The sequence below is a fragment of the Escherichia sp. WS1118 genome (assembly GCF_046487695.1).
Taxonomy (GTDB): domain Bacteria; phylum Pseudomonadota; class Gammaproteobacteria; order Enterobacterales; family Enterobacteriaceae; genus Escherichia; species Escherichia coli.
The window spans coordinates 153,486-175,869 of the sequence record NZ_JBJQIZ010000009.1 but is presented as its reverse complement, the minus strand read 5'-3'; the positions used below and the strand labels follow the sequence as shown (position 1 = coordinate 175,869).

Here is a 22,384-nt window from a genome sequence, read left to right as displayed (position 1 = left end):
ACAGAACAATTTACAGAGGTAAAAATGGCTATTGAACGTACTTTTTCCATCATCAAACCGAACGCGGTAGCAAAAAACGTGATTGGTAGTATCTTTGCGCGCTTTGAAGCTGCAGGGTTCAAAATTGTCGGCACCAAAATGCTGCACCTGACCGTTGAACAGGCTCGTGGCTTTTATGCTGAACACGATGGAAAACCGTTCTTTGATGGTCTGGTTGAATTCATGACTTCTGGCCCGATCGTTGTTTCCGTGCTGGAAGGTGAAAATGCTGTTCAGCGTCACCGCGATCTGCTGGGCGCGACCAATCCGGCAAACGCACTGGCCGGTACTCTGCGTGCTGATTACGCTGACAGCCTGACCGAAAATGGTACCCACGGTTCTGATTCCGTCGAATCTGCCGCTCGCGAAATCGCTTATTTCTTCGGCGAAGGCGAAGTGTGCCCGCGCACCCGTTAATAATTTCGTAAATGCCGCGTGCAAACGTGGCATCCGTGCGCCAGAATTTGTACAATGCAGCGCCCCCGGACGAGCAGCCGCTCACCGGGGCGTTTCTTTTTTCAACCCTCCAGGGGCCATAACGTGTAATAACGAGGCCGGAATAGCATATGTCTGAACAATTAGTCACACCTGAAAACGTCACCACGAAAGATGGAAAAATCAACCTGCTGGATCTCAACCGTCAGCAGATGCGGGAGTTTTTTAAAGATTTAGGTGAAAAACCCTTCCGCGCCGATCAGGTGATGAAGTGGATGTATCACTATTGCTGCGACAACTTTGATGAGATGACCGACATCAATAAAGTGTTGCGCGGCAAACTGAAAGAGGTGGCGGAAATCCGTGCACCGGAAGTGGTTGAAGAACAGCGTTCATCTGACGGCACCATTAAATGGGCGATCGCCGTTGGCGATCAGCGCGTTGAAACGGTATATATCCCGGAAGACGACCGTGCCACGCTCTGCGTCTCTTCGCAGGTGGGGTGTGCGCTGGAGTGTAAATTCTGTTCCACCGCCCAGCAGGGCTTTAACCGCAACCTGCGGGTATCGGAAATTATCGGCCAGGTGTGGCGTGCGGCGAAAATTGTCGGCGCAGCAAAAGTCACCGGTCAGCGCCCAATCACTAACGTAGTGATGATGGGTATGGGCGAGCCGCTGCTCAACCTGAACAACGTCGTTCCGGCGATGGAAATCATGCTTGATGATTTCGGTTTTGGCCTGTCAAAACGTCGCGTCACGCTTTCCACTTCCGGTGTGGTTCCGGCGCTGGATAAACTGGGCGATATGATCGACGTAGCGCTGGCAATTTCCCTGCACGCGCCGAACGACGAAATTCGTGACGAGATTGTGCCGATCAACAAAAAGTACAATATCGAAACGTTCCTTGCGGCGGTGCGCCGTTATCTGGAGAAATCCAACGCCAATCAGGGCCGAGTCACTATTGAATACGTGATGCTTGACCACGTTAACGACGGCACTGAACACGCGCACCAACTGGCGGAACTACTGAAAGATACGCCGTGTAAGATCAACCTGATCCCGTGGAACCCGTTCCCGGGCGCGCCGTATGGACGCAGTTCGAACAGCCGTATCGACCGTTTCTCAAAAGTGCTGATGAGCTACGGTTTCACCACTATTGTGCGTAAAACTCGTGGTGATGATATCGATGCTGCTTGTGGTCAGTTGGCGGGCGATGTTATCGACCGTACGAAACGTACTCTGCGTAAGCGGATGCAGGGTGAAGCCATCGACATTAAAGCGGTCTGATAGCCATTACGCCACGGTTACTTTATGTACCGTGGCGTAATCTTTTATGAATGAAGTATTAAGTTGCAATTGTCTGGTCAATATTAACGGTGCGTTTTTGCTGACTTTAAGGCAGTATGTAACGATGCAACAGTAAGTTAGCCTTAGCGAATGTGGGCTTTGTCACGAGCACACAGACGGTCTTATACTGTATGATAACGGTTAACTTAACGGATGTTTCGCGGTGTGGGTGGGCATGATGGTTCACCGGCATCTCAATTCTCATTTAAACGTACCTGCAGCGAATGAATACTGAAGCCACGCACGACCAAAATGAAACACTTACTACCGGCGCTCGCCTGCGTAATGCTCGCGAACAACTAGGACTTAGTCAACAGGCCGTTGCCGAGCGACTTTGCCTGAAGGTTTCCACGGTACGCGACATTGAAGAAGATAAGGCACCCGCCGATCTTGCTTCAACATTCCTGCGCGGATATATCCGCTCTTATGCGCGTCTGGTACATATTCCAGAAGAAGAACTGCTGCCAGGGCTGGAAAAGCAGGCTCCACTACGGGCTGCAAAAGTTGCGCCGATGCAGAGTTTTTCCCTCGGTAAACGCCGCAAAAAACGTGACGGCTGGCTGATGACCTTCACCTGGCTGGTATTGTTTGTGGTTATTGGCCTGAGCGGTGCCTGGTGGTGGCAAGACCACAAAGCTCAGCAGGAAGAGATCACCACTATGGCCGATCAATCTTCTGCGGAACTGAATAATAATCAAAGCCAGAGTGTACCGTTAGATACGTCGACAACCACAGATCAGGCTATGGCGACCACGCCGACATCACCTGTGGATACCACCGCAACCAACACGCAAACACCTGCCGTAACTGCGCCAGCACCAGCTGTTGATCCGCAACAGAATGCGGTTGTTCCACCTTCGCAGGCAAATGTTGATACCGCTGCGACTCCGGCACCAGCGGCAACAACAACACCAGATGGCGCTGCGCCGTTGCCAACCGATCAGGCTGGCGTGACCACGCCGGCGGTTGACCCGAATGCGCTGGTGATGAACTTTACTGCCGATTGCTGGCTGGAAGTCACCGATGCTACCGGTAAAAAACTGTTTAGCGGTATGCAGCGTAAAGACGGTAATTTGAACTTAACCGGCCAGGCACCGTACAAACTGAAAATTGGTGCGCCAGCCGCAGTACAGATCCAGTATCAAGGGAAACCTGTCGATCTGAGTCGTTTTATCAGAACTAACCAGGTTGCGCGTCTGACCCTCAATGCCGAACAATCACCGGCGCAGTAACAGACGGGTAACGCGGGAGATTTTTCATGCATAACCAGGCTCCAATTCAACGTAGAAAATCAACACGTATTTACGTTGGGAATGTGCCGATTGGCGATGGTGCTCCCATCGCCGTACAGTCCATGACCAATACGCGTACGACAGACGTCGAAGCAACGGTCAATCAAATCAAGGCGCTGGAACGTGTTGGCGCTGATATCGTCCGTGTCTCCGTACCGACGATGGACGCGGCAGAAGCGTTCAAACTCATCAAACAGCAGGTTAACGTGCCGCTGGTGGCTGACATCCACTTCGACTATCGCATTGCGCTGAAAGTAGCGGAATACGGCGTCGATTGTCTGCGTATTAACCCTGGCAATATCGGTAATGAAGAGCGTATTCGCATGGTGGTTGACTGTGCGCGCGATAAAAACATTCCGATCCGTATTGGCGTTAATGCCGGATCGTTGGAAAAAGATCTGCAAGAAAAGTATGGCGAACCGACGCCGCAGGCGTTGCTGGAATCTGCCATGCGTCATGTTGATCATCTCGATCGCCTGAACTTCGATCAGTTCAAAGTCAGCGTGAAAGCGTCTGACGTCTTCCTCGCTGTTGAGTCTTATCGTTTGCTGGCAAAACAAATCGATCAGCCGCTGCATCTGGGGATCACCGAAGCCGGTGGTGCGCGTAGCGGGGCAGTAAAATCCGCTATTGGTTTAGGTCTGCTGCTGTCTGAAGGCATCGGCGACACGCTGCGCGTATCGCTGGCGGCCGATCCGGTCGAAGAGATCAAAGTCGGTTTCGATATTTTGAAATCGCTGCGTATCCGTTCGCGCGGGATCAACTTCATCGCCTGCCCGACATGTTCGCGTCAGGAATTTGATGTTATCGGTACGGTTAACGCGCTGGAGCAACGCCTGGAAGATATCATCACTCCGATGGACGTTTCGATTATCGGCTGCGTGGTGAATGGCCCTGGTGAGGCGCTGGTTTCTACACTCGGCGTCACCGGCGGCAACAAGAAAAGCGGCCTCTATGAAGATGGCGTGCGCAAAGACCGTCTGGACAACAACGATATGATCGACCAGCTGGAAGCACGCATTCGTGCGAAAGCCAGTCAGCTGGACGAAGCGCGTCGAATTGACGTTCAGCAGGTTGAAAAATAATAACGTGATGGGAAGCGCCTCGCTTCCCGTGTATGATTGAACCCGCATGGCTCCCGAAACATTGAGGGAAGCGTTGAGGGTTCATTTTTATATTCAGAAAGAGAATAAACGTGGCAAAAAACATTCAAGCCATTCGCGGCATGAACGATTACCTGCCTGGCGAAACGGCCATCTGGCAGCGCATTGAAGGCACACTGAAAAACGTGCTCGGCAGCTACGGTTACAGTGAAATCCGCTTGCCGATTGTAGAGCAGACCCCGCTATTCAAACGTGCGATTGGTGAAGTCACCGACGTGGTTGAAAAAGAGATGTACACCTTTGAGGATCGCAATGGCGACAGCCTGACTCTGCGCCCTGAAGGGACGGCGGGCTGTGTACGCGCCGGCATCGAGCATGGTCTTCTGTACAATCAGGAACAGCGTCTGTGGTATATCGGGCCTATGTTCCGTCACGAGCGTCCGCAGAAAGGGCGTTATCGTCAGTTCCATCAGTTGGGCTGCGAAGTTTTCGGTCTGCAAGGTCCGGATATCGACGCCGAACTGATTATGCTCACTGCCCGCTGGTGGCGCGCGCTGGGTATTTCCGAGCACGTAACTCTTGAGCTGAACTCTATCGGTTCGCTGGAAGCTCGTGCGAATTACCGCGATGCGCTGGTGGCATTCCTTGAGCAGCATAAAGAAAAGCTGGACGAAGACTGCAAACGCCGCATGTACACTAACCCGTTGCGCGTACTGGATTCAAAAAATCCGGAAGTGCAGGCGCTTCTCAACGACGCTCCGGCATTAGGCGATTATCTGGACGAGGAATCTCGTGAGCACTTTGCCGGTCTGTGCAAACTGCTTGAGAGCGCGGGGATCGCTTACACCGTAAACCAGCGTCTGGTGCGCGGTCTGGATTACTATAACCGTACCGTTTTCGAGTGGGTGACTAACAGCCTCGGTTCCCAGGGCACCGTGTGTGCAGGTGGTCGTTATGACGGTCTGGTGGAACAACTGGGTGGTCGTGCAACACCGGCAGTCGGTTTTGCGATGGGCCTCGAACGTCTTGTATTGTTAGTTCAGGCCGTTAATCCGGAATTTAAAGCCGATCCTGTTGTCGATATATACCTGGTGGCTTCAGGTGCTGACACACAATCTGCGGCTATGGCATTAGCAGAGCGTCTGCGTGATGAATTACCGGGCGTGAAACTGATGACCAACCACGGCGGCGGCAACTTTAAGAAACAGTTTGCCCGTGCTGATAAATGGGGTGCCCGCGTTGCTGTGGTGCTGGGTGAGTCTGAAGTGGCTAACGGCACAGCAGTAGTGAAGGATTTGCGCTCTGGTGAGCAAACTGCAGTTGCGCAGGATAGCGTAGCCGCGCATTTGCGCACGTTACTGGGTTAAGGAAGGAGAAGGACAGCGTGGAAATTTACGAGAACGAAAACGACCAGGTTGAAGCGGTTAAACGCTTTTTTGCTGAAAATGGCAAAGCACTGGCTGTTGGGGTGATTTTGGGCGTTGGCGCACTGATTGGCTGGCGCTACTGGAACAGCCATCAGGTTGATTCTGCACGCTCCGCTTCTCTTGCCTATCAAAATGCGGTTACCGCAGTGAGCGAAGGCAAACCGGATAGCATCCCAGCGGCGGAAAAATTTGCTGCTGAAAATAAAAATACTTATGGTGCGCTGGCTTCTTTGGAACTTGCGCAGCAATTTGTTGACAAAAATGAACTAGAGAAAGCTGCCGCCCAGTTACAACAGGGGCTGGCAGACACGAGCGATGAAAATCTCAAAGCCGTGATAAATCTGCGTCTTGCTCGCGTTCAGGTACAGCTCAAGCAGGCTGATGCCGCGCTAAAAACCCTTGATGCTATCAAAGGTGAAGGGTGGGCTGCCATTGTTGCCGACCTGCGTGGTGAAGCATTGCTGAGCAAAGGTGATAAGCAAGGTGCGCGTAGTGCATGGGAAGCAGGCGTGAAAAGCGATGTTACCCCGGCACTGAGCGAAATGATGCAGATGAAAATTAATAATTTGTCCATCTGAGAGGGACCCGATGCAATTGCGTAAATTACTGCTGCCAGGACTGCTTTCCGTTACCCTTTTAAGCGGCTGTTCGCTGTTTAACAGCGAAGAAGATGTGGTAAAGATGTCCCCATTGCCAACCGTTGAAAACCAGTTTACGCCGACTACTGCGTGGAGCACTTCCGTTGGTAGCGGCATTGGCAACTTCTATTCCAATCTTCATCCGGCACTGGCGGACAACGTTGTCTATGCAGCGGACCGCGCTGGTTTAGTAAAAGCGCTGAATGCGGATGACGGCAAAGAAATCTGGTCTGTCAACCTGGCCGAGAAAGATGGCTGGTTCTCTAAAGATCCTGCATTACTTTCTGGCGGCGTGACCGTGTCTGGTGGGCATGTCTACATTGGCACCGAAAAGGCGCAGGTTTACGCGCTGAATACCAGCGATGGTACTGTGGCATGGCAAACTAAAGTCGCGGGTGAAGCACTTTCGCGCCCGGTGGTCAGCGACGGTCTGGTGTTAATCCACACCAGTAACGGTCAGTTACAAGCGCTGAACGAAGCTGACGGCGCTGTCAAATGGACAGTTAACCTCGATATGCCTTCGCTCTCTTTGCGTGGCGAGTCTGCGCCGGCAACGGCTTTTGGTGCGGCCGTCGTGGGTGGCGATAATGGTCGCGTCAGCGCAGTGCTGATGGAACAGGGCCAGATGATTTGGCAGCAGCGTATTTCCCAGGCGACCGGTTCTACCGAAATTGACCGTCTGAGCGATGTTGACACGACTCCCGTCGTTGTTAACGGCGTTGTTTTCGCGCTGGCCTATAATGGTAACCTGACGGCGCTTGATCTGCGCAGCGGTCAGATTATGTGGAAACGCGAACTGGGTTCGGTGAATGATTTCATCGTCGACGGCAATCGCATCTATCTGGTCGATCAAAATGACCGGGTGATGGCGTTGACCATTGATGGCGGCGTTACGCTGTGGACACAAAGCGATCTGCTGCATCGCCTGCTGACTTCTCCGGTGCTGTATAATGGCAACCTGGTGGTAGGTGACAGCGAAGGTTATCTGCACTGGATTAACGTCGAAGATGGTCGTTTCGTTGCCCAGCAAAAAGTTGATAGTTCCGGTTTCCAGACTGAACCGGTTGCCGCTGACGGCAAACTGCTGATCCAGGCAAAAGACGGAACCGTGTACTCTATTACACGTTAATCGTCTCTGTCGTTCACTTTGAAAACGGCTCCTGGACAGGGGCCGTTTTCCTGTTTTTAACAACGACACGAATATAGCGTGCGTTGTCTGATGATTTATAAAAATGAGGCTTTAAACATGGTACCTGTGGTCGCGCTTGTCGGGCGCCCTAACGTAGGAAAATCCACGTTATTTAACCGTCTAACTCGCACCCGAGATGCGCTGGTTGCGGATTTCCCGGGTCTGACTCGTGACCGTAAGTACGGTCGTGCGGAAATTGAAGGCCGTGAGTTTATCTGCATTGATACCGGCGGGATTGATGGCACAGAAGACGGTGTAGAAACCCGCATGGCGGAACAGTCGCTGCTGGCGATTGAAGAAGCGGACGTCGTACTGTTTATGGTGGATGCGCGCTCGGGCCTGATGCCGGCGGATGAAGCGATTGCTAAACATCTGCGCTCCCGTGAAAAACCGACCTTCCTGGTGGCAAACAAAACTGACGGTCTGGATCCCGATCAGGCAGTGGTTGATTTCTACGCGCTTGGTTTAGGTGAAATCTACCCGATCGCCGCGTCTCACGGTCGTGGCGTATTAAGTCTGCTGGAGCACGTGCTGCTGCCGTGGATGGAAGATCTCGCACCGCAAGAAGAAGTCGACGAAGACGCCGAATACTGGGCGCAATTTGAAGCGGAAGAGAACGGCGAAGAAGAAGAGGAAGACGACTTCGACCCGCAAAGTCTGCCGATCAAACTGGCGATTGTGGGTCGCCCGAACGTAGGTAAGTCTACACTCACTAACCGTATTCTTGGTGAAGAGCGCGTTGTTGTTTACGACATGCCTGGCACGACGCGTGACAGTATCTACATTCCAATGGAACGCGACGGACGTGAGTATGTGCTCATTGACACCGCTGGCGTACGTAAACGCGGCAAAATCACCGATGCGGTAGAGAAATTCTCGGTAATCAAAACGTTGCAGGCCATTGAAGATGCCAACGTGGTGATGTTGGTGATTGATGCGCGTGAAGGTATTTCCGATCAGGATCTCTCCTTGCTGGGCTTTATTCTCAATAGTGGGCGCTCACTTGTGATTGTAGTGAACAAGTGGGACGGCCTGAGCCAGGAAGTGAAAGAGCAGGTGAAAGAGACGCTGGACTTCCGTCTGGGCTTTATCGATTTTGCTCGTGTGCACTTTATCTCTGCCTTGCACGGCAGTGGTGTTGGTAACTTGTTTGAATCAGTACGTGAAGCGTATGACAGCTCCACCCGTCGTGTGGGGACCTCTATGCTGACGCGCATCATGACGATGGCTGTTGAAGATCACCAACCACCGCTGGTACGCGGTCGTCGTGTGAAGCTGAAATACGCCCACGCCGGGGGTTATAACCCGCCGATTGTGGTGATTCACGGCAATCAGGTGAAAGACCTGCCTGATTCCTACAAGCGTTACCTGATGAACTACTTCCGCAAATCGCTGGACGTAATGGGATCGCCGATTCGTATTCAGTTCAAAGAAGGGGAAAACCCGTATGCGAACAAGCGTAACACCCTGACGCCAACCCAGATGCGTAAACGTAAGCGTCTGATGAAGCATATCAAGAAAAGTAAGTAATCACTTATCTGGTTTCCCTTTCCACACGGAGAGGGAAGCCGAATAACACGCGAGGAGTATTTATGGCACTCAACTGTCCAACCTGCAAAACCCCTCTCGAACGCAATGGCGAGACTGCTCACTGTGCAACTTGCGACAAAGACTTTACCGTCCAGGCACTTTGCCCTGAGTGTCATCAGGCGTTACAAGTGTTAAAAGCTTGTGGTGCTGTGGATTATTTCTGCCAACATGGGCACGGTTTAATATCTAAAAAACGCGTTGAATTTGTTATTGCTTAATATCATGTGAATATATTGTTTTATCATTTATATTTAATATATGAATGGTAAACAATCTGTTATTAGTGGAATAACTAATGTATTTGAGTGAAATCACTAATTTAAACAATTAAGAATATATTTATTCTTTATGACATGCCTTTCTGAATAATCAGGGATACAATATTAAAGCTTATTTTTGACTGTATCATTGTCACAGGGAAAGTGCATGCTGCGATGGAAACGCTGTATTATTCTAACATTTATCTCTGGTGCTGCTTTCGCGGCGCCAGAGATAAATGTTAAGCAAAACGAATCGTTACCTGATTTAGGTAGCCAGGCAGCACAACAGGATGAACAAACCAACAAGGGTAAATCGCTGAAAGAGCGCGGAGCCGATTACGTCATCAACTCCGCCACGCAAGGGTTTGAAAACTTGACCCCTGAGGCGCTGGAATCTCAGGCCAGAAGCTATCTGCAAAGTCAAATCACCTCAACCGCACAATCTTATATTGAAGACACACTCTCTCCCTACGGTAAGGTCCGTTCGAACCTCTCCATTGGTCAGGGCGGCGATCTGGATGGCAGTTCCATCGATTATTTTGTTCCCTGGTACGATAATCAAACCACTGTTTATTTCAGCCAATTTTCTGCGCAACGAAAAGAAGATCGTACGATCGGGAATATTGGCCTTGGGGTAAGGTATAATTTTGATAAATATCTATTGGGTGGAAATATATTTTATGATTATGACTTTACCCGTGGACATCGCCGTTTAGGTTTAGGCGCCGAAGCCTGGACGGATTATTTAAAATTCTCAGGCAACTATTATCACCCACTTTCTGACTGGAAAGACTCTGAAGATTTCGACTTTTATGAAGAACGCCCTGCGCGCGGCTGGGATATTCGCGCTGAAGCCTGGCTACCCGCTTACCCGCAGCTTGGCGGAAAAATTGTCTTCGAACAATATTATGGGAATGAAGTCGCGCTTTTTGGTACCGATAGTCTGGAGAAAGATCCCTTCGCTGTCACGCTGGGTGTGAAATACCAGCCCGTTCCGCTCATTGTTGTCGGTACAGATTTCAAAGCTGGCACTGGCGATAATACCGATCTTTCTGTTAACGCAACGCTGAACTACCAGTTTGGCGTCCCGCTCAAAGACCAGCTTGATCCTGACAAAGTGAGCGCGGCTCACTCGCTCATGGGTAGCCGTCATGACTTTGTTGAACGTAACAACTTTATTGTTCTGGAATACAAAGAAAAAGATCCCCTCGACGTCATTTTGTGGCTGAAAGCAGACACCACGAATGAACATCCCGAGTGCGTGATTAAAGATACGCCTGAAGAAGCTATCGGGCTGGAAAAATGTAAGTGGACCATTAACGCACTCATTAATCATCATTACAAAATCGTTGCGGCCTCCTGGCAGGCGAAAAACAATGCCGCCCGCACGCTGGTGATGCCGGTTATCAAAGAGAATACTCTGACAGAGGGTAACAATAACCACTGGAACCTGGTGCTGCCTGCCTGGCAGTACAGTTCCGATCAAGCCGAACAAGAAAAACTCAATACCTGGCGAGTACGTCTGGCGCTGGAAGATGAAAAGGGCAACCGACAGAACTCTGGCGTGGTGGAAATCACCGTTCAGCAGGACCGTAAAATAGAGTTGATTGTTAATAACATCGCGAACGTGCCAGAAGAGAACAACCACAGCCACGAAGCCAGCGCACAGGCAGATGGCGTTGATGGTGTAGTGATGGATCTCGATGTAACCGACAGCTTTGGCGATAACACCGACCGCAACGGCGATGCGTTGCCGGAAGATAACCTTACGCCTCAGCTTTACGACGCGCAGGACAAACGAGTGACGTTAACCAACAAGCCCTGCTCGACCGATAACCCCTGCGTTTTTATTGCCAAACAAGATAAAGAAAAGGGCACTGTCACCCTCTCCAGTACCTTACCTGGCACCTATCGCTGGAAAGCAAAAGCCGCGCCCTACGATGACAGTAACTATGTGGATGTCACTTTCCTCGGGGCAGAAATTGGTGGGCTAAATGCTTTTATCTATCGTGTGGGGGCGGCTAAACCCAGCAACCTGATAGGTAAAGATAAAGAACCGTTGCCGCTCAACAACATTTATCGATTTGTTTTATGGCGCGACAACAATAAAGACGGTGTCTTCCAGCAGGTCGAAAAACTGACTGACGAAGAGATGGTGCAGTACGACTACAAGTGGGAATTTACCGGCAAGAGCATCAATGGTGAAGTGGGTGCACAGGCGAACACTTCCAATGAGGACATTGTGATTCCGGCCACTAACCGTGAAGCGGCGCAAACCTATGGCGCACAAGCGGGAGATGGCTTGCAGGGATACGGTTTACGCGTGCTGTATACCAAAAAATAAGATTGGCGTAAGGCCAGTCGGCCAGTCGCTGAAGGTTCATTAAGGAGAGCATCAATGAAGCAGGATAAAAGACGCGGTCTGACCCGGATCGCATTAGCGCTGGCACTTGCAGGTTATTGTGTGGCACCTGTGGCGCTGGCTGAAGACAGCGCCTGGGTCGACAGCGGTGAAACCAATATTTTCCAGGGGACCATTCCGTGGCTCTATTCGGAAGGGGGAAGTGCTACGACAGATGCCGACCGTGTAACGTTGACTTCTGATCTAAAAGGCGCTCGCCCGCAAGGCAGTGAAACGGACAAGCGTCTTTACTCGGGTGATAAATTAACCGTAAGTTGGGAAATTGGTGATACCGAAGGCGACGTGGATCTTGGGGGATTGGGCGATAACGCGAAAACTATCGATACTATCCGCTGGATGAGCTACAAGGATGCGCAGGGGGGTGATCCAAAAGAGCTGGTAACGAAGGTGACCAGTTACACTCTTACCGATGCCGACCGTGGTCGTTATATCGGTATTGAAATTACGCCAACCACGCAGACCGGTACGCCAAACGTCGGGACTGCGCTGCATCTTTATGACGTTTCTACTGCCAGCGGCGGCGGAAGCGACAGCGATAACGTTGCACCGGGGCCGGTGGTTAACCAGAACCTGAAAGTCGCTATCTTTGTTGATGGTACCAGTATCAACCTTATCAACGGTAGCACGCCAATCGAACTTGGCAAAACCTACGTGGCCAAACTGTACTCGGATGAGAACAAAAATGGCAAGTTTGATGCGGGTACCGATGCTGACGTCACCGCCAATTATGACTTCCGTTGGGTACTTTCTGGCAGCAGCCAACAGCTTGGCACTTCGGGTGGCATCGTTAACTCAAGCTTCGATAATAACAATTTGGTCATCCCTGCGACCAACGACGAAGCCAGAACCAACCTTAACGGCCCTGCGCGCGATGGAAAAGAGGCACTTTCCATCCCGACCAACGGCGACGGGGTACAGGGTTACAAACTTCACATTATTTACAAACACAAATAACGCGTACTCAGCAGCATTCCCGCAAGGGAATGCTGTTTCCGCATATTTTGCTTAATCCCGGATTAAGCAAAATATGTTGATGCGACAAGTGTCCGTTTAACAACCGGTGGAGTTTCTGTCATGTCCCTGACCCTGAATAAAATCCTTGTGTTATGCGCATTGCTGATAAGCGCAATGCTGCCTGGGTGGTCATGGGCAGAATCTGCATGGCAAGACTCTTCAGATACGGTCGGCGAATTTAACGGTACCGTGCCCACCGCCGACAGCGCCAGCATACCCGTCTACCAGGGCAGTGTCTTTCTGGATCCTACAAAGACGCATGAGGTAGCGTTTACCGCTAAACCGAGTGAATTCAACGCGGATGTTAGCGTCTCTAAATTGCTCGTCACCAACCCGCAAGACAGAGAAGGCGATATCATTGCCACCCCACGTTGGGAAAACCAAACGCCACCGGCTGTATCTTTAGTTTGGGCGGATGCCGCCACGCCGGACACCTTACTGGACCCACAGCCAGTCGCAGATCGCTCGTTTTGTGCACAGGGACTTGCCGGGCGTTCGCTGGTCGCCTGGGCGCAGCCTGATCCCCAGCAGACCATGCCGCTGTTATATTTACTCACCTCGACGGGCTATCCCTATGAAAGTGTTCTGACGCTCGCCGATCAGAAAGTGACGCTGAAGATTGCGCCCGCGCAGGGTGACCTTATTTCCGTCAGCGCTGCGGGCTATGACGAATCCTCAGGTGCGGCGAAAATGACGGTTGGGGGCAGTATCACGTTAACGGTCACCACCAAAGATTGCGTCGGTAATGTTGTGGGGAATATTCCTTTTGTTATCAAACGCAAAGATGCTGAAAACCGCCAGGGTGTGGTGAACAATACTGCGCCTGTAAAACTGGGCACGACCGAATTAACCACCACCGCGACGGAATATCGTGGTACTACCGATGCGAATGGTGTTGCCACGGTTACGGTCACCCAGGCCAACGGCCCTGGTGTAAAAACGCCGTTGGTCGCGAGCCTCGCGGGTATTGCTCAGGCCAGTGAAACGGCAGTGATCTTTACCGTCCTCACCAGCCCGGATGTTCCGCAGGCTACAATGTGGGGTCATATGCCCGATACGCTGAAGGCCCGTGATTACACTTTTAGTCGACCAAAACTGGCGGCGGAAGTCGATAATGAAGGCGGTACGGTTAACGATCACAATGAAACCTGGTCCACCTTTACCTGGAGCGGCGCGGATAAACATTGCGACATTTTGCCCGGAATGCGTCAGTTCGGTGCGCTGGCGACGGTGGTGCCAACGTCAGTGCAGGATGTGGCTGGTTGGCCGATGCAGGGTAATTTCTACTGGTCATCACTGGCGGGGATGAGCGGCCAGCACCATGCGGCGGATGTTTCGAACCGCAGCGAAGCGCAAAAACCGGACGATACGACGTTTATTGTGAGCTGTGTCGATAAAGAAGCGCCCGATGTTGAACCGAAGCTGGTACTGACGCCGGGCAGCTATGATTCGACGATAAAAGCGATGAAAGTAAAGGTGGGGGAAGAGGCTTCTTTACGTCTGACGATTACCGATAGCAAGAACAACGATCAGCCGCTGGCTTACTACTACTTTTCGCTGCATCTGGATGACGGCATTAACCGTAAGAATCAAACTGACGCCGCGTGGGAGACGCATCCGGTACAAATTGATGGCGGCAGTAACGTTCGCAAAGTTGACGCCCATACCTATGAAGGGATCACTGATGCTAACGGAGAGGCCACTCTGACGCTGACCCAGCCAGGCGGCGTGGGGGTGAAAACTCACATCACCGCGAGAATGCGCAGTGATTTTACTGCCTCGGATGAGAAAGACGTTATTTTTACGGTGATCACCAGCCCCGATACCGACAAAGCGCGGATGTGGGGCCATATGTTGGGCATTATTGAAGCGAACAATATCTTTAAACGCCCACGGCTGGCGGATGAAACCGACAACGAACTGGGATCGGTGCGGGAAAATAACGAAGACTGGGCGCTGTTTGATCAGAATAGCAGTATGCAGGCTGAGTGTGGTTTAGGTCATATTCCGAGCCAAAGTTCATTGCACAGTTTGTTTGCCGCTCATCCAGCCAATGCCATCGGCACCGAATATGGCTGGCCAACGTTGCAAAAAGCGTATCTTAGTGCGGTGGAAGAGACGTCGCACGCGTCGGTAAACCTGGCCACGGGCAACATCGACACCTATTCCGGCTTTAAGCAAAACTATCTCTCTTGTTCGGGCAATGAGATGGTCGCCAAGATTGCCGCGACCACCGATCGTGATGTTTCCGCAGGCAGCAGAGCGCAGGCCAAAGTGGGTGACACGATCACCATGACGGTACGCACCTTTAATGCCTTGAATAATGCACCCGTGCCGTATACCGCGTTCACCATCACTAAAGATATGGGGAAAAATCGTCAGGGGCAGACTACAGGTTTTGATGATCCAACCCGCGGCGCAATCGAGATGAATGGCACACTCTACGGAACATCGCAACCGTCTTTAGTCTATGCCGGTACTACGGATGCGCAGGGTTTTGCGACTGTGGAAATTAAGCAATCGCAAGGTGTGGGCTTATCGACGCCGCTAAATATTGTGCCTGTGAACTCCTATATTCCCAATACTGTTAATTACAATGTGATTTTCACTACGCTCACCAGTCCGGATGCGGTTGGCGCGCAGATGTGGGGGCATATGGATGAGACGATTACCGTCGATGCTTTAACCTTTGCCCGCCCCCGACTGGCTGCGGAAGTGTTCAGTCCGGACGGCACATTAACGGAAAATAACGAAGTCTGGTCGCGAGTCAGCCAGGCCAACGCCTCCAGCACCAGTAAAGGTGGCTGTGGCGCCAATATGCTCCCACGCCGTTCTCAGCTTAGCGCGCTCTATGATGCCAATAACGGTGACGGTGTACAGACAGTACACGGCTGGCCAACGCAGCGTCAGCCCTACTGGAGCAGTTCGCCCGCAGATCAGGTACCGCATTATTACACCATAGCCCTCAACGATGGGGCGCGGACCGTTGGCGGTAGCACGGCGGTTTATGTCAGTTGCCTGACGACGGCTAACAATCCTGCCAGTAGCATTACGCTGGAAGTGGTGGATCCGGCGCAGTGGAACGCGGCTGCAAATGCGGCGAAGCTGAAAAAAGGCGAAACGCTACAGGTAAAGGTGACGGTAAAAGATGCGCAGGGCAATCCATTGGGTGATATACCCTTTACCCTGAAACGTGGCGATGGTTATACCCGCTCAGAGGAAAAACACGTTGCTGGTAGCAGTGATGCGCTGGTTGCGCCGGTTGTGGTCAATGGTGGCCTGGCGGACGAAACTTCGCTTAATAATACCGCTGCAGCATACAGCGCCATGACCGGCAGCGACGGAACTAAAATTCTCACTATTACCCGCCCGGATACCCATGGCACGAAAACGTCGCTGACCGCTAGGCTCTATTCAGATACAACGAAAAAAGCGACCCTAGATACCATTTTTACCGTTGTAACCAGTCCGGACAGCGATAAGGCGAAAATGTGGGGGCATATGCCTGAAACAGTGACGGCTGCAGATGGAGCGGTCTTTAAACGCCCATTATTGTTGAAAGAGTTATCCAGTACGTCGGGGCGAACAGCGATTGCAGAAGAGAATGAAGACTGGGCGCAATTTACCCAAGCTCAGGCTATAAGCACATCCTCTAATGGTTGTGGTAGTGAATATGTTCCCTCTCAGGCCGGGCTGGAGTCATTGTATGAAGCCAACCGCGGAAATGCGATGAAAACGGTTCAGGGCTGGCCCGTCGCCTCAAGTTACCTTTCCAGCACGACAGGTAGTAGTAGCCTGGAACAGCGTGACTTCAAGGCCGTCAATCTCAGTTCAGGCACCAGTTCGATAATTCCATCTGCCACAAAAGAACTGCTTACCTGCCAGACGACGCCGATTGTTAAGGCAAGCCAAATCGTTCTTGAAGCTGCAGACCTCACAAAATTTGACCGTATGAATAATGTTGTCAAAGTGAAAAAGGGTGAAGAAGCCGTATTACGAGTGACCACTAAAGATGCGCAGGGTAAGCCTGTGGGAAATACCGCATTTACCCTCAAACGAAACACCAGCGTGAACAGGGCCAATGTGTCAACTACGACGTCGATTGCTTCACTGGCGGTAACGGATGCCTGGGGAAATACTCAAAATGATTTTCTTTCAACGACCCTGGTTATTTATGGCGTGACGGGGGCTGATGGCACCACCACTTTCACATTGAAGCAAGACCAGACTACCGGGCTAAAAACAGAACTCACGGCAGCGTTGGATTCCTCCAGCAGCACTAAATCGACGCTTCCCGTTGTCTTTACGGTGCTTACCAGCCCGGATTCGCCAAAAGCCAAATTCTGGGGGCATATGGCTGAAACGGCGACAGGCGATGACGGTCTTATTTATCGAAGGCCTTTGCTGAGGGACGAGAATAGTGCTACCACCAGTATCGGTACCCTGGTGGAAGAGGGGGAGGCCTGGTCTACGTTCCCGTCGGGCCAGGCTAACGATACCTCGATAAATGGTTGTGGCGCGGAGTATGTTCCAACTGACAATGAACTTAGGGCCATTTATGCGCACCAGGGGAGTAGCGCATTACATGATGCTATTGGCTGGCCAGTGTCGAGGTTCTATATCTCGAATACCGTTGCAGATACGTTCACTCAAACCTTTACGTATGATGTCGTTTCGCTGAAGACAGGAGATGAAACGCAGATGCCCTCATCTGGTGGTGCATTACTGAGCTGCCGGACCACGCCTGTCGCCGTTGCCAGTCAGATCATTGTTGAGGCGAATGATACGGCGCAATTTGTCAAAGTTGACGACACCTTGAGTGCGTTGAAAGTGAAAAAAGGCGAAGACGCGGTGATTCGCGTGGTGACTAAAAATGCGCAGGGAAATAGCGTGCCCAATGTCCCCTTTATTCTCAGACGTGAAGGCTCGAAGAACCGTCAAAATGCCGAGATGATAAATAAGTCGATTACGGTAATTAACGCGGCAGGCGCTTCTGCGAGGATGAATAGTTCTTCAAGCCTGCTTTATGGGGTGACTGGCGCGGACGGGACTACCTCCTTTACGGTAAAACAAGATGATTCTATGGGCCTGGTAACCAATATGTACGCCCAGTTGTATCAGCTGACGATAGAATCCAACAAATTACCGGTCATGTTTACCGTCATAACCAGCCCGGATACGCCACTGGCAAGTTACTGGGGGCATATGCCTGAAACGTTTACTACCCGGTCGGGAATTGCCTTTAAGCGGCCATTGCTTACTGCCGAGCATCCAGCGGGGCAGTCAACCATGGCTAATAATGAATCATGGCTTTCTTTGAATACGGCAGCAAAAAATGATGTCAGCAAATCAGACTGCGGCGAACCTTATCAACCGTTATTAAGCGAATTTCAAGAGTTATACAGTGAACATCCTAATGGTGCGATAGGGACCGATTTAGGCCTTCCGCTGACTAACACCTGGTGGGCTTACGATAAAATTGCCTACGCGAACGTCTGGTACGATCAGTCTATTAATTTATCGAATGGATCAAGCTCCAGGGCATTATCAAACACCGTGGCATTTGTGTCCTGTCTGGTAAACCCTCATGCAGTGGCAGCTTCTATAGAGATGACCTCCACGGCACTGGATGCGGAGAAAACGGCCAGCAACGATGGTCGCCCTAGTGCAACGGCGGCGAAAGGTACGGCGATCCGGATGACGGTGATTGTGCGGGATAGCGCAGGAAATCTGTTGCCAGGCGCAAACTTTAATCTCATACGCGGGACTGCGTTGGATCGTGCAAAAAACAGGCTAGATTCTACGTATGATGATCTTACTATCGTGCCGGTCACCCCTGCCGGAGTAAACATGTCACTCTATAATAATGGGGCACAGGCACTTCTGACGACAGGAAGTGATGGTAAAGCGACTTTTGATGTGACGCAAAACGAGACTTATGGGCTGGCAACTCCGCTCACTGCAACATTGATGCGCGACACCACAAAAAGTGCCACGATGGATGTTATTTTCACTGTGATAACCAGTCCGAACTCACCGAAAGCAAAATACTGGGGTCATATGCCCGACACGTTTACCAGTAGGGCGGGGGTGACCTTTAAACGACCGCTACTGGCAGCAGAAGCGACCTTGGGGTCCTCGGTAAGTAATAATAATGAGTCGTGGTCATACCTTTTTTATACCAATAAAGTTACGCCGGATTGCCCGGTTGAGTATCAGCCGCGTCTCAATGAGTTACAGAGGCTATATAATGATCATCCAGGCGGGACAATACTGACAGATTTGGGGTTGCCTATAACTGCCGGAAGTGGAAATTGGTGGACTTATGAAATGAGTACCACTGACGCGTTGACGTGGTATTACGGCGCCATTAATTTGAAAACGGGACAATCGACGACGACTATAAATGGATACGCTTTAATGCTCTGTCTGACGCAGCCACATTCGGCACCAGCAAGCCTTACGCTGTCATCGACTGCCTATGATGAGGGCCGAACTGCCAGTAATGGTGGTACCCCCACGTCATCTGTGAAAAAAGGTGAGATGCTTCCCATCGTGGTGACGATCAAAGATGCCAATGGTAATCCTGTTGGTGGCGAAGGTGTTACGCTCAAGCGCGTGCAGGCGAAAAGCCGTTCAGGGATCTCTGTATCCTCCAATACCGTAGATGATCTCATTTTAGATGAAGTCACCCCGACATCGGCGCGTATCTCCTTCAACCAGAATACGTCGGCATGGAGCGGCTTCACCGGCAGTGATGGCACGATAACGTTCAACGTTACCCAAAATAACACCGTTGGTCTGGTAACGCCGTTTACAGCTTCATTGGCGCGAAATCCGCAGGTTACGGCTAATCAGGACCTGATATTCACGGTAGTGACCAGCCCGGATTCTGCGAAGGCTAACTACTGGGGGCATATGCCAGCAACCTTGACGGCAGTGAATGGTGCGGTATTTGAACGCCCGAAATTGTGGAGTGAACTGACATCGACTTCTGGCGTCGGCAAGATCAATAACAATAATGAAGACTGGCCGTACTTTACCCCAACACAGAAATCAGATGCGAGTGTGAGCCCTTGTGAAGTAGCAAGGCAGCCACTATTCAATGATTTAAGTTCGTTGTCTGCGCGTTATCCGAATAACACGTTTGTCACTGAAACTGGCTGGCCTGCGTATTACACCTGGTGGGCAGAGGATAAATCCGCCGATGGTAAAGACCAGTCGGTTGATTTGAGAAATGGCACGCTGTATACGGGTTCAACAAAATCATTTCAGCCTTGCCTGGCTAACGTGCGTTCAACGGTTTCCAGCGTCACACTTACCTCAACAGCGTTTGATGCAGCCACTCAGGCGGCGAAAGTGAAAAAAGGCGAAGCCATGTCCGTTACCGTGACGGTGAAAGACAGCGCCGGGAATACGGTGCCGAATGTTGAATTTACTTTGAAACGTGGTGAGGCATCGCCGCGTAACGCTGGGGCAACGTTGTATGGCAATGTAGTGGCGATGGACGATCTCGTCGTTCAGCCGTTATCAGGTTCGGCTATTACGCTGAGTGAAAGCGGTAATACCATTAGTGGCATGACAGGCGCGGATGGGACGGCAAGTTTTTCGCTCCGCCAGGATAATACCCCTGGTTATAAAATGCCACTGACGGTTACTCTGGCTAATTACGCTTCCGCGACAGACACGCTGGACGCTATTTTTACGGTGCCAACCAGCCCAAATGTTTCATCGGCGCACTTTTGGGGACATATGGCAGACACGGTAGTGGTGAATAGTAAATCGCTACATCGACCGTTGTTAACGACGGAATTGCCGTCCGGGGCTAATCCCGTATCCTCACCGATTATTAACTACGAAAACTGGGCTTCTGCACATATCATTGATGCCAGTAAATGGGATATCGCAAGGCAGTGTGGCAGCATAGAAAATGCACCGACATACAATGAATTAGAGTTGTTGCATACTGTTTTTAATTCACTGGGATGGCCGTCTTCACCCAGTTTTCCTTATTTGTCCTCTCAACAGTGTGGGATGGACGAAGGTACTGGAGCACAGGATTGTAGTATCACGCTAATAAATAAACCGGGTCTGGTGACCTGCTTCCAGTAACCAGCATGGCGGATCTGGCGTAGCCTGGGAGTTATTGCCGGATGCGATGCTGGCGCCTCTTATCCGGTCTACGGATTAGACGTTTTTTTACGTGATTTGCGGGTTTTTGTTACGGCGCTGACTTCACTAATCACCACACCATCTCCCAGTCGTGTGGTCAGTGTCTCACCCACTTTCACTTGCTTAACCTGTTTTAACACCGCGCCATCAGCGGCGCTGGTGACGCTATAACCGCGCGCCAGCGTTGACAGTGGGCTTACGGCTTCGAGGTGTGTTACTGCATTACCGAAACGTTCACGCGTGGCGCTAAGCTGTGCGCGCAGGGTTTCTGCTAAACGATATTCCAGTTGCTGAATGTGCGTTTGCGCGCGATGAATACGCGACTGCGGATTTTGCTGGACGAGTTGCCGTGTTAATCGCTGCTGTTGCTGACCCGCGCGTTTAAGCTGATTCTCCAGCGCAAAGCTCATCCGCTTTTGCAGACGTTCGAGCATAGTTTGCTGGCGTGCCAGCCGGAGCTGCGGATGCTGTTGCTGCAAGCGATGATGAATCTGCGTAAAACGACGCGTGCGGTTGGCGAGATAATAATCCATCGCCATTTCCAGCCGTTGATGGGTCGATTGCACCTGACGTAGCAATTCTTGCTGATTTCGGCTCACCACTTCAGCGGCGGCTGACGGCGTTGGCGCACGCAGATCAGCAACAAAGTCGGCAATCGTCACATCCGTCTCATGCCCGACGGCGCTGACTATCGGAATGCGACTGGCAAAAATCGCCCGCGCCACACGCTCATCATTAAAACTCCATAAATCTTCCAGCGAACCACCGCCACGGCCAACGATCAACACGTCACACTCGTTGCGCTTATTCGCCAGTTCAATGGCACGAACGATTTGCCCCGGCGCATCATCCCCCTGTACGGCGGTGGGATAAATAATCACTGGCAGAGAAGGATCGCGACGTTTTAACACATGCAAAATATCATGTAGCGCAGCACCGGTTTTTGAGGTGATCACACCAACGCAATGCGCAGGGGAGGGGAGTGATTTTTTGTATTGCAGATCGAACAAACCTTCAGCCTGCAACTTCGCTTTAAGCTGTTCGTACTTCTGTTGCAGCAATCCTTCACCGGCCGGCTGCATACTTTCGACGATAATTTGATAATCGCCGCGCGGCTCGTAGAGTGTAATATTGGCGCGAACTAAAACCTGTTGCCCGTGCTGTGGGCGGAAGGTGACCCGGCGGTTGCTGTTGCGGAACATCGCACAGCGCACCTGCGCGGTATCGTCTTTAAGCGTAAAGTACCAGTGACCGGAGGCTGGTTGTGTAAAATTAGAGATTTCACCGCTGATCCACACCTGCCCCATCTCATGCTCAAGCAGCAGACGAACCGTTTGATTCAGGCGGCTAACGGTAAAAATTGCAGGGGATTGAGAAGGTAACATGTGAGCGAGATCAAATTCTAAATCAGCAGGTTATTCAGTCGATAGTAACCCGCCCTCCGGGGATAGCAAGCA

13 protein-coding genes are annotated in these 22,384 nt (G+C 51.4%); 12 read left to right on the top strand and 1 reads right to left on the bottom strand.

Going from position 1 to position 22,384, the window contains the following annotated elements; translation table 11 throughout:
* Positions 1-24 precede the first annotated feature (24 nt).
* The 12 genes from ndk to ACJHYO_RS16560 all read left to right on the top strand — a co-directional run bounded on the left by ndk (position 25) and on the right by ACJHYO_RS16560 (position 20,867).
* The gene (gene ndk / locus ACJHYO_RS16615; RefSeq protein WP_000963841.1) at positions 25-456 is read left to right on the top strand and encodes a nucleoside-diphosphate kinase; all 432 of its coding nucleotides are present in this window, start codon (positions 25-27) and stop codon (positions 454-456) included.
* 149 nt (positions 457-605) lie between these two features.
* Positions 606-1,760 (top strand): bifunctional tRNA (adenosine(37)-C2)-methyltransferase TrmG/ribosomal RNA large subunit methyltransferase RlmN, encoded by a 1,155-nt coding sequence (locus ACJHYO_RS16610; RefSeq protein WP_000003317.1) that lies wholly within the window; start codon positions 606-608, stop codon positions 1,758-1,760.
* A gap of 284 nt (positions 1,761-2,044) precedes the next feature.
* The gene (gene rodZ, locus ACJHYO_RS16605; RefSeq protein WP_001090909.1) at positions 2,045-3,052 is read left to right on the top strand and encodes a cytoskeleton protein RodZ; all 1,008 of its coding nucleotides are present in this window, start codon (positions 2,045-2,047) and stop codon (positions 3,050-3,052) included.
* A gap of 26 nt (positions 3,053-3,078) precedes the next feature.
* On the top strand, positions 3,079-4,197 hold the full coding sequence (gene ispG, locus ACJHYO_RS16600; protein WP_000551807.1) for a flavodoxin-dependent (E)-4-hydroxy-3-methylbut-2-enyl-diphosphate synthase: 1,119 nt from the start codon (positions 3,079-3,081) through the stop codon (positions 4,195-4,197).
* Between the two features lie 110 nt (positions 4,198-4,307).
* Complete coding sequence (hisS, locus tag ACJHYO_RS16595; RefSeq protein ID WP_001107167.1) at positions 4,308-5,582, top strand: histidine--tRNA ligase; 1,275 nt, start codon at positions 4,308-4,310, stop codon at positions 5,580-5,582.
* 17 nt (positions 5,583-5,599) lie between these two features.
* On the top strand, positions 5,600-6,220 hold the full coding sequence (gene yfgM / locus ACJHYO_RS16590; RefSeq protein ID WP_000409203.1) for an ancillary SecYEG translocon subunit YfgM: 621 nt from the start codon (positions 5,600-5,602) through the stop codon (positions 6,218-6,220).
* Between the two features lie 10 nt (positions 6,221-6,230).
* Positions 6,231-7,409 (top strand): outer membrane protein assembly factor BamB, encoded by a 1,179-nt coding sequence (bamB, locus tag ACJHYO_RS16585; RefSeq protein WP_001177034.1) that lies wholly within the window; start codon positions 6,231-6,233, stop codon positions 7,407-7,409.
* A 117-nt stretch (positions 7,410-7,526) separates the two neighbouring features.
* Entirely contained in the window at positions 7,527-8,999 is a 1,473-nt protein-coding gene (der, locus tag ACJHYO_RS16580; RefSeq protein WP_001350310.1) for a ribosome biogenesis GTPase Der, read from the top strand.
* 62 nt (positions 9,000-9,061) lie between these two features.
* Entirely contained in the window at positions 9,062-9,277 is a 216-nt protein-coding gene (locus ACJHYO_RS16575) for a zinc ribbon domain-containing protein (RefSeq protein ID WP_001196895.1), read from the top strand.
* 208 nt (positions 9,278-9,485) lie between these two features.
* A complete protein-coding gene (gene sinH / locus ACJHYO_RS16570; protein ID WP_001442009.1) occupies positions 9,486-11,663 on the top strand; it encodes an intimin-like inverse autotransporter SinH in 2,178 nt (725 codons plus the stop codon).
* A gap of 54 nt (positions 11,664-11,717) precedes the next feature.
* Positions 11,718-12,695, top strand: a complete 978-nt coding sequence (locus tag ACJHYO_RS16565) for a SinI family autotransporter-associated protein (protein WP_000806617.1) — start codon at positions 11,718-11,720, stop codon at positions 12,693-12,695.
* A gap of 120 nt (positions 12,696-12,815) precedes the next feature.
* On the top strand, positions 12,816-20,867 hold the full coding sequence (locus ACJHYO_RS16560; protein ID WP_410232515.1) for an adhesion domain-containing protein: 8,052 nt from the start codon (positions 12,816-12,818) through the stop codon (positions 20,865-20,867).
* A gap of 68 nt (positions 20,868-20,935) precedes the next feature.
* Here ACJHYO_RS16560 and xseA read toward each other — a convergent pair whose 3' ends face one another.
* Positions 20,936-22,312, bottom strand: a complete 1,377-nt coding sequence (gene xseA, locus ACJHYO_RS16555; RefSeq protein WP_000937900.1) for an exodeoxyribonuclease VII large subunit — start codon at positions 22,310-22,312, stop codon at positions 20,936-20,938.
* Positions 22,313-22,384 lie beyond the last annotated feature (72 nt).